General features: G+C 50.1%; 7 protein-coding genes. 6 read left to right on the top strand and 1 reads right to left on the bottom strand.

The features are described from left to right. Window positions 1-964 (bottom strand): UbiA family prenyltransferase (locus PPL9_RS17205; protein ID WP_152986727.1); only part of this gene is annotated, 964 nt, incomplete at its 3' end. A gap of 498 nt (window positions 965-1,462) precedes the next feature. Between PPL9_RS17205 and PPL9_RS17200 the strand changes: the two genes are divergently transcribed. From PPL9_RS17200 to PPL9_RS17175, 6 genes are all read left to right on the top strand, one after another. After that, window positions 1,463-3,091 carry a peptide ABC transporter substrate-binding protein gene (locus tag PPL9_RS17200; RefSeq protein WP_057463861.1) on the top strand — a complete coding sequence of 543 codons (1,629 nt, stop codon included), beginning with the start codon at window positions 1,463-1,465 and terminating at the stop codon, window positions 3,089-3,091. A 94-nt stretch (window positions 3,092-3,185) separates the two neighbouring features. Next, window positions 3,186-4,109: an oligopeptide ABC transporter permease OppB gene (gene oppB, locus PPL9_RS17195; RefSeq protein ID WP_057463860.1), complete on the top strand. Its 924-nt coding sequence runs from the start codon at window positions 3,186-3,188 to the stop codon at window positions 4,107-4,109. An 11-nt stretch (window positions 4,110-4,120) separates the two neighbouring features. After that, the gene (locus PPL9_RS17190; RefSeq protein ID WP_193757828.1) at window positions 4,121-5,050 is read left to right on the top strand and encodes an ABC transporter permease subunit; all 930 of its coding nucleotides are present in this window, start codon (window positions 4,121-4,123) and stop codon (window positions 5,048-5,050) included. Window positions 5,051-5,061: 11 nt separating this feature from the next. Further along, window positions 5,062-5,916 carry an ATP-binding cassette domain-containing protein gene (locus tag PPL9_RS17185; RefSeq protein ID WP_057463859.1) on the top strand — a complete coding sequence of 285 codons (855 nt, stop codon included), beginning with the start codon at window positions 5,062-5,064 and terminating at the stop codon, window positions 5,914-5,916. Window positions 5,917-5,954: 38 nt separating this feature from the next. Beyond that, window positions 5,955-6,779, top strand: coding sequence for an ATP-binding cassette domain-containing protein (locus PPL9_RS17180; RefSeq protein WP_208980942.1), 825 nt, complete (start codon window positions 5,955-5,957; stop codon window positions 6,777-6,779). A gap of 131 nt (window positions 6,780-6,910) precedes the next feature. Beyond that, window positions 6,911-7,318: a GFA family protein gene (locus tag PPL9_RS17175; RefSeq protein ID WP_057463857.1), complete on the top strand. Its 408-nt coding sequence runs from the start codon at window positions 6,911-6,913 to the stop codon at window positions 7,316-7,318. The last annotated feature ends 99 nt before the right edge of the window (window positions 7,319-7,417 follow it).

The following is a 7,417-nucleotide window of genomic DNA, read 5'->3' as shown; positions in this document are numbered from 1 at the left end:
GCTTCAGATAGAAGGAGTAGGCAACCGTTGTTACTAAGTAGGCGAAAAGACCCAACACGACAAAGGGGCTTAATGCCGCCGCGATGGCAAAGCTCAGAGCAAACCCCAAAGGGATGGCCAACATAGCATGGGCGATCTTCAGCTTGCCCGATGCCAACGGCCTTGCCTTCTTGCTGCAATGCTGACGATCTGCTTCAAGATCCCAAAGGTCATTCAACAAATAAGTGGAGCTTGCAAGAATGCCGAGAGCCACAAAGCCCAGTACCGCACTCGCCCATGCTTCAGGGTTCAAAGCCTGACCACCCAGAATAAGAGGCACAAAGAGCAGCGTGTTCTTTGCCCACTGGTGGAGGCGTAAACTCTTCAGGAGAGGCCGAAAAAAACCATCAGGTCTTGCAAAGGTCTTTTCTACCTCCCCACATCGCATCGCTTTTTGAGATAAACTGTCGGAAGGGTGGACGATTAAGGAGCGGACAGCGCTTTTAAAGACAGGCAGATCGGAAATACTATCACCAGCATACGCAAAACCATCCGGAAACCTTTGTTCCAGATAGCTCGCTTTGTTGCCTGATTTCAGATTGATCTTGCCGTTGCTGGCGTGAACTTCATTAACAAAACCGAGCCGACTGGCAACTGCGATAGCCAGAACTTCATCAGCAGCAGTCGCCATATGAACGTCACGTCCTTTACCAGCTTCTGCACGAGCATAGGCAACAACATCTTCGTTCAGCGGCAAATTATCGATTTTTAAATCTACGCGAATGGCCAGTTGCTGTTTTACATAGGCGCGTCCGCGAAAGAGCCAATAAAAAACAACGAATAAGTTCAAAGGGTTTGATTTGAGGAACAGAATGAATGCTTCAAAAAAGCAATCCGTCCGTATCAGCGTGTGATCAAGATCTAATATAAGCGGCAGTTGTAATTCAGGTTCCGCCGACCTCTGAAGTCTCTGAATATCTTCCATATGCCCCACCCGAAGACTCTGCCCGGCAAAGAGTATGGGTTATGAATACCTAACTAATTACTCTCAATTTTGGTTAATAGTGTCTGCGAATGATTCAGATGTTTTTTCTTGGAAATTTTATTGGACGCAAAACTACTTAAAAAGCTTACAAAGCCTAGGATTGTGCAAGGTTCATAGCCAAACGATCTAGCTACATTTCCCCCAGGATATGATGCAGCGGGCATTTCTTGCGAAGAATACAATTGAATAAGAGAAAAACTACGTTAGAGTGCGTACCGGGATATGCGTATCTGCCAGCAGCGAGGGGAACTGAGCATAAAGCCACTCGTGGGGAGCTGCTAACAGGCGAAATAATTTCTATTTTGCGTTGCTCTCAGGAAAATATGCAATTTTTTGAGTTTGCCCTTCAATTGAGGTGAACTCTAGATCCTATTGAGAAATGTATCCAAGTCGGCGCTGTTGGGGAACAGGCGACCGATGTAGTGAGGAGATTCCTAGATGAAATTCAGCAAAAGCTCTCTTTTGGCGAGCGTAGTCGGCACCGCATTGCTATCTACCTCTGCATTTGCTGCGGGTGTTCATCCAGAAACAGGCGAGAAACTCGCTGACGACCAGACTTTCACATACCGTATTCTCGACGAGCACTCTTCTTTTGACCCACAGGTCAACGAAGACGTATCCGGCTCCGAGATCTCACGTAACTTGTTTGAAGGTCTTTACAGCCAGGACAACCTTGGCAACCTGGTACCAGGTGTTGCTCTGAGCCACACTGTTTCTGACGACAACCTGACTTACACGTTCAAGCTTCGCGACAATGCTAAGTGGTCTGATGGCAAGCCTGTAACTGCAGGTGATTTCGTATATGCATGGCGCCGTTTGGCTAGCCCGGAACTCGCATCTCCATACCAGTGGTATGCTGAGTTGATGTCCGTTGAGAATGCAGACGCCATCGTTAAAGGCGACATGAAGCCTGAAGAACTCGGCATCAAAGCTATTGACGATCACACTCTTGAAGTAAAGCTGACAAAGCCACTGCCTTACTTCGCAGCGATGACTACACACTCCAGTACTTTCCCAACTCCAGCTTGGGCGATTGACGCACACGGTGCAGCATGGACCAAGCCAGAGAACATCGTTTCTAACGGTGCTTACAAGTTGGTGAAGCACGTTCCGCAGGAAACTGCTATCATGGAGCGTAACACCAATTATTGGGACAACGAGAGCACCATCATCGACAAGGTTGAAACCCTTGTAATCAATGATGAAAACATCGCTCTGACTCGTTACCTCGCAGGCGAAACCGACCGTACTGAAGTCCCAGCAGGTCAGTTCCCACGTCTGAAAAAAGAGCACCCAGACCAGGCAATCGTATTCCCACGCCTCTGCTCTTACTACTACACGTTCAACCTGTCTGACTCCGGTCCGGAAGAATTCAAAGATGTTCGCGTTCGTAAAGCGCTGGCATATGCACTTGACCGCCGCGTCATCACTGACGCTGTTCTGCAGGGTGGCCAGTTCCAAGCCTACACTTTCACTCCTGCCGTAACAGCTGGCTTCGAAGTACCTAAAGTAGACTTCGCTGGTTGGTCCCAGCAAGAGCGTGATGCAAAAGCGAAAGAGCTTCTGGAAGCTGCGGGCTTCTCCAAAGACAACCCGCTTGAGTTCGATTTGGTCTACAACACTTCTGAAGCCCACAAGAAAGTCGCTATTGCGATGACCCAGATGTGGAAGCAGAAGCTTGGCGTTAAAGTCAACTTGAACAATATGGAATGGAAGACATTCCTGAACGAGCGCGGCAACCAGAACTTTGAACTTGCTCGTGGTGCTTGGTGTGGTGACTACAACGAAGCATCTACCTTCCTTGACCTGATGGATTCAGAATCTGGTTATAATGACGGCAAGTTCAACAATGCTGAAGTTGATGAGCTCCTGTCAGATGCAAAAGTATCTGCAAATCCTCAACCAAACTACACACGTATTGAAGAGATCATGTCTGCAGAAATGCCAGTCATTCCGATCTATCATTACACAGGCGTTTACATGATGAACGCACAGTTGAAAAACTGGCCAATCAAAAACGCTGAGCAGAACTGGTACGCTAAAAACCTCTACAAGGTTGCGAAGTAATCCAGCAATCAAGAGCACCGGTGTCCTAGACGCCGGTGTTTTTGCATCTTTTTGTTGCTGAATCACCCGTTCTTCATACGAGACACTAATAACAATGCTCAGCTACATCCTACGAAGAGTGGCTATCGCAATTCCTACATTGCTGCTGCTCATAATAATCTCATTCTTGCTCATGCATGCGGCACCCGGTGGCCCATTCACATCCGAGCGTCCGCTCCCTCCTGCGGTTCTTGCCAACATTGAGGCCAAGTATGGCCTGAATAATCCAATATATGTTCAAATCGTCAACTATATTGGTGGAATCATTACAGAATTCGACTTCGGCCCATCCTTTAAGTACAAGGACCGAAGCGTAAATGACATCATCGCACACGGTTTTCCAGTCACACTGACCTACGGCTTCCTGTCGTTTGCAGTCGCAGTCATTGTTGGAGGCGCGCTAGGTATCGCAGCAGCGCTCAAACAGAACAGCTGGCTTGATTACTTTGCCGTTGGTGTTTCGATCGGTGCGCAGGTGCTGCCTAACTTTGTTATGGCACCAATCCTTGTTCTGGTGTTCACTTTGTGGCTGGGCTGGTTGCCTGGTGGCGGCTGGAACGACGGACAATGGAACCACCTGATTTTGCCGGTGATCGCACTATCTACCAGCTACATGGCATCCGTCGCGCGTTTAACGCGGTCCTCCATGCTGGAAGTGTTGCATACCAACTTTATCCGCACAGCAATGGCTAAAGGCCTGCCGTATAGAGTTATCATCTTCAAGCACGCGCTTAAGCCTGCTTTGCTGCCAGTCATGTCTTATCTCGGCCCTGCGTTCGTCTCCATGATCACAGGTTCCGTTATCATTGACATGTACTTCTCAACCGGTGGTATCGGCCAGTTCTATGTGAACTCAGCACTCAACCGAGATTACGCTGTGATGATGGGCATCACGATCCTCATCGGTGGTCTCACCATTCTCTTCAATCTCATTGTCGACATCCTGTACGCATGGGTCGACCCGAAGATTAGATACTGAGGGCTGAGCACATGATGGTAGATGTTCAAAAAATGGAGCAGTTGGCAGACAATCTGGCTGCTCAAGAAGAAGTCGTAGGGCGTTCTCTGTTCGCAGATGCCCGTCGCCGCTTTTTCAAAAACAAGGCTGCAGTGGTCAGCCTGATCCTTTTGTGCGGTGTATTCCTGTTCTCAACCCTCGGTCACATGATCGCAGTCTGGTCTAACGAAGAGATCGATTGGGGTATTCTGGGTCAGATCGCAGAGCTCGGTGCACCAAACCTCGAGAACGGTCACTATTTTGGGGCCGATGAACTTGGTCGGGATTTGTTCGCTCGTGTCATTCAGGGAACTCAGATCTCGCTAATGGTTGGCATCGTCGGCGCCTTGATCGCTGTTATCGTTGGCACATTGTACGGCGCGATCGCTGGTTACTCTGGCGGCAAAGTCGACAACGTGATGATGCGTATCGTCGATATTCTGCAGTCCATTCCTTACATGTTTGTTCTGATCCTGCTGCTGGTGGTGTTCGGGCGTTCAATCTTCATGCTCTTCGTGGGTATCGGTTTGATCTCCTGGCTCGATATGTCACGTATTGCACGTGGACAGACGCTGACGCTGAAGAACAAAGAGTTTGTTGAAGCTGCAATCGCAACTGGCGTAAAGCCGATTACGATCATCCTTCGTCACATCGTGCCGAACCTTCTGGGTGTTGTGGTCGTGTACTCAACCCTTCTGGTCCCGCAGATGATCCTGACCGAGAGCTTTATTTCGTTCCTTGGTCTGGGTGTTCAGGAGCCTAACACCAGCTGGGGTGCGTTGATTGCTGAAGGCGCTGGAACAATGCAGTATGGCACGTTGTGGCAGCTGGCATTCCCAATGTTCTTCTTCATCATCACTCTGTTCAGCTTTTTCTTTATCGGCGACGGTCTGCGCGATGCGCTTGATCCTAAAGACCGGTAGGAGGTGAAATCGTGGCACTCTTGGATATCCAAAATCTACGGATCACCTACAACACTCCAGACGGAGTGGTAGAAGCCGTAAGAAACGTAAACCTGCAGATCGACAAGGGTGAGACCCTCGCGATCGTGGGTGAATCCGGCTCTGGTAAAAGCCAGACGGCCTTCGCGACCATGGGGCTTCTGCCTCATAATGCGCAGGTTTCCGGATCGATTAAGTATCAGGGTCAGGAGATCATCGGACTTTCTCATGAGGGAATGAACAAGCTTCGCTCCAATGAGATCGCGATGATCTTTCAGGACCCAATGACCTCTCTGAACCCGTATTTGCGCATCTCGGACCAGATGGCTGAGACGCTCATTTACAACTCGCCAGACGGCAAGCGCATGAAGAAGAAAGATGCGATTTCTGAATGTGTGCGGATGCTCGAAGCGGTGAAGATCCCGAATGCAAAAAACCGCATTCACCTTTACCCGCATGAGTTCTCCGGCGGCATGCGCCAGCGTGTGATGATCGCAATGTCTTTGCTGTGTCGTCCAAAGCTGCTGATTGCAGATGAGCCGACAACCGCACTGGATGTGACCGTTCAGGCACGTATCATGGATCTACTGGTGGAACTTCAGGAAGAGTTTCACATGGCGATTGTTCTCATCACCCATAACCTCGGCATCGTGGCTGGCTCCTGTGAGCGCACCATGGTGATGTACAAAGGTGAAGTGATGGAGCAGGGCTCTACCGTCGATATCTTCGGCAAGCCGAGCCATCCATACACGCAAGGTCTGCTGAGCGCTGTTCCTCGTCTGGATCAGGACGAAGAACGTCTGGTTACGCTGGATCGCAGCTTTGAAACCCAAATGGCGGAGGGCTGATTTTGAGCACGAAAGAGCCAATCTTATCCGTTCGCGACATGCGGGTGGAATTCAAGATCAAAAAGCAAAATGCTTTGCCTTGGCATCAGCCAGACATTCTGCGTGCGGTTAAAGGTGTTTCCTTTGATCTGGCAGAAGGGGAAACCCTCGGCATCGTTGGTGAATCCGGCTGTGGTAAGTCCACTCTTGCCCGTGCGATCATTCGTATGATCCCATCTCAGGGCGGCGAAGTGTTCTGGCAGGGCCGCGACCTGATGAAGATGAACGAGAAAGACCTTCTGGCGACCCGCAAGGAAATCCAGATGATCTTTCAGGATCCTCTCGCATCGCTTAACCCGCGTCTAACTGCTGGCCAGATCATCGCGGAACCGCTGAAAACGCATTATCCGAACACATCCAAGGATGAAGTGAAGAAGCAAGTGCGTGAGCTCATGGAGAAAGTTGGTCTGTCCGCACGGATGATCAACCGCTATCCGCACGAGTTCTCTGGCGGGCAGTGTCAGCGTATCGGTATCGCGCGTGCGCTGATCACCAATCCTAAGCTGATCATCTGCGACGAGCCTGTTTCCGCGCTTGACGTATCTGTTCAGGCACAGGTGGTGAACTTGCTGATGGACCTGCAGAAAGAGCTCGGCCTGTCTCTGCTGTTCATTGCACACGATCTGAGCGTGGTGAAGCACATCAGCAACCGCATCATGGTTCTTGAGTTTGGTGACATCGCTGAGATCGGCGAAGCACACGACGTGATCCACAATCCGCAGAGCCCTTACACCAAAGAGCTGATCAATGCGGTGCCGATCCCTGACCCTATTGCGGAACGCAAACGCATCGCGGAACGTCGTGCGTTGGAAGCAAAAGCCTAAAAGAATTTGTATCCTGGATACAACAGACGGCGGGGCAAATGCTCCGCCGTTTTTTTATGTTTTGCATTTGAAGACCGACGCTGCCACATTGCCGCTCCAACCAATTATATCTGCCCTTCAAGGCCATCATTATGCGCGAAACTCATAAAGGCTCCTGCCTGTGCGGGACCGTTCAATTTCAGATTCAAGCCACCTTTAAGAAGTTCTATTTCTGCCACTGCAGTTATTGCCGCAAAGGAACCGGGTCCGTTCACGGCTCCAATCTCTTTTCCTTTGATGCTGACTTCGCCTGTACCAGTGGAGAGGATTCCATAAAGTCCTACAATGTGCCGTCCACCCAGCACCGCCGAAGCTTTTGCGAAGAATGCGGCTCTCCAGTGCCCACACATGATCGCGAAAACAACTTCCTCGTTGTGCCTGCCGGGTCACTGGACACACCTGTCGATACCCAGCCGACTGCGCACATCTTCATGGCCAGCAAGGCAAACTGGGATGATCATCTGGAAGACGTCACGAAGTTTGATAAGTTCCCTGAGTAGTCCTAAAGCGTTTCGATCAAAGTTTGAATCTATGAGATTCCCCAAAACTTCGATTTGTGATTCACTCTGTTCGGGAGGATCACAGCATGCCAGCACCAC

Origin of the sequence: Pseudovibrio sp. POLY-S9 (assembly GCF_001431305.1) — a bacterium.
Taxonomy (GTDB): domain Bacteria; phylum Pseudomonadota; class Alphaproteobacteria; order Rhizobiales; family Stappiaceae; genus Pseudovibrio.
Note: the sequence above shows the minus strand (reverse complement) of the source record. Positions and strands in the feature narration are given on the sequence as shown.

Coding starts and splice junctions, on each gene's coding strand:
- PPL9_RS17200 (WP_057463861.1), top strand. CDS start 1,463: ATGAAATTCAGCAAAAGCTCTCTTTTGGCGAGCGTAGTCGGCACCGCA.
- oppB (WP_057463860.1), top strand. CDS start 3,186: ATGCTCAGCTACATCCTACGAAGAGTGGCTATCGCAATTCCTACATTG.
- PPL9_RS17190 (WP_193757828.1), top strand. CDS start 4,121: ATGATGGTAGATGTTCAAAAAATGGAGCAGTTGGCAGACAATCTGGCT.
- PPL9_RS17180 (WP_208980942.1), top strand. CDS start 5,955: ATGCGGGTGGAATTCAAGATCAAAAAGCAAAATGCTTTGCCTTGGCAT.
- PPL9_RS17175 (WP_057463857.1), top strand. CDS start 6,911: ATGCGCGAAACTCATAAAGGCTCCTGCCTGTGCGGGACCGTTCAATTT.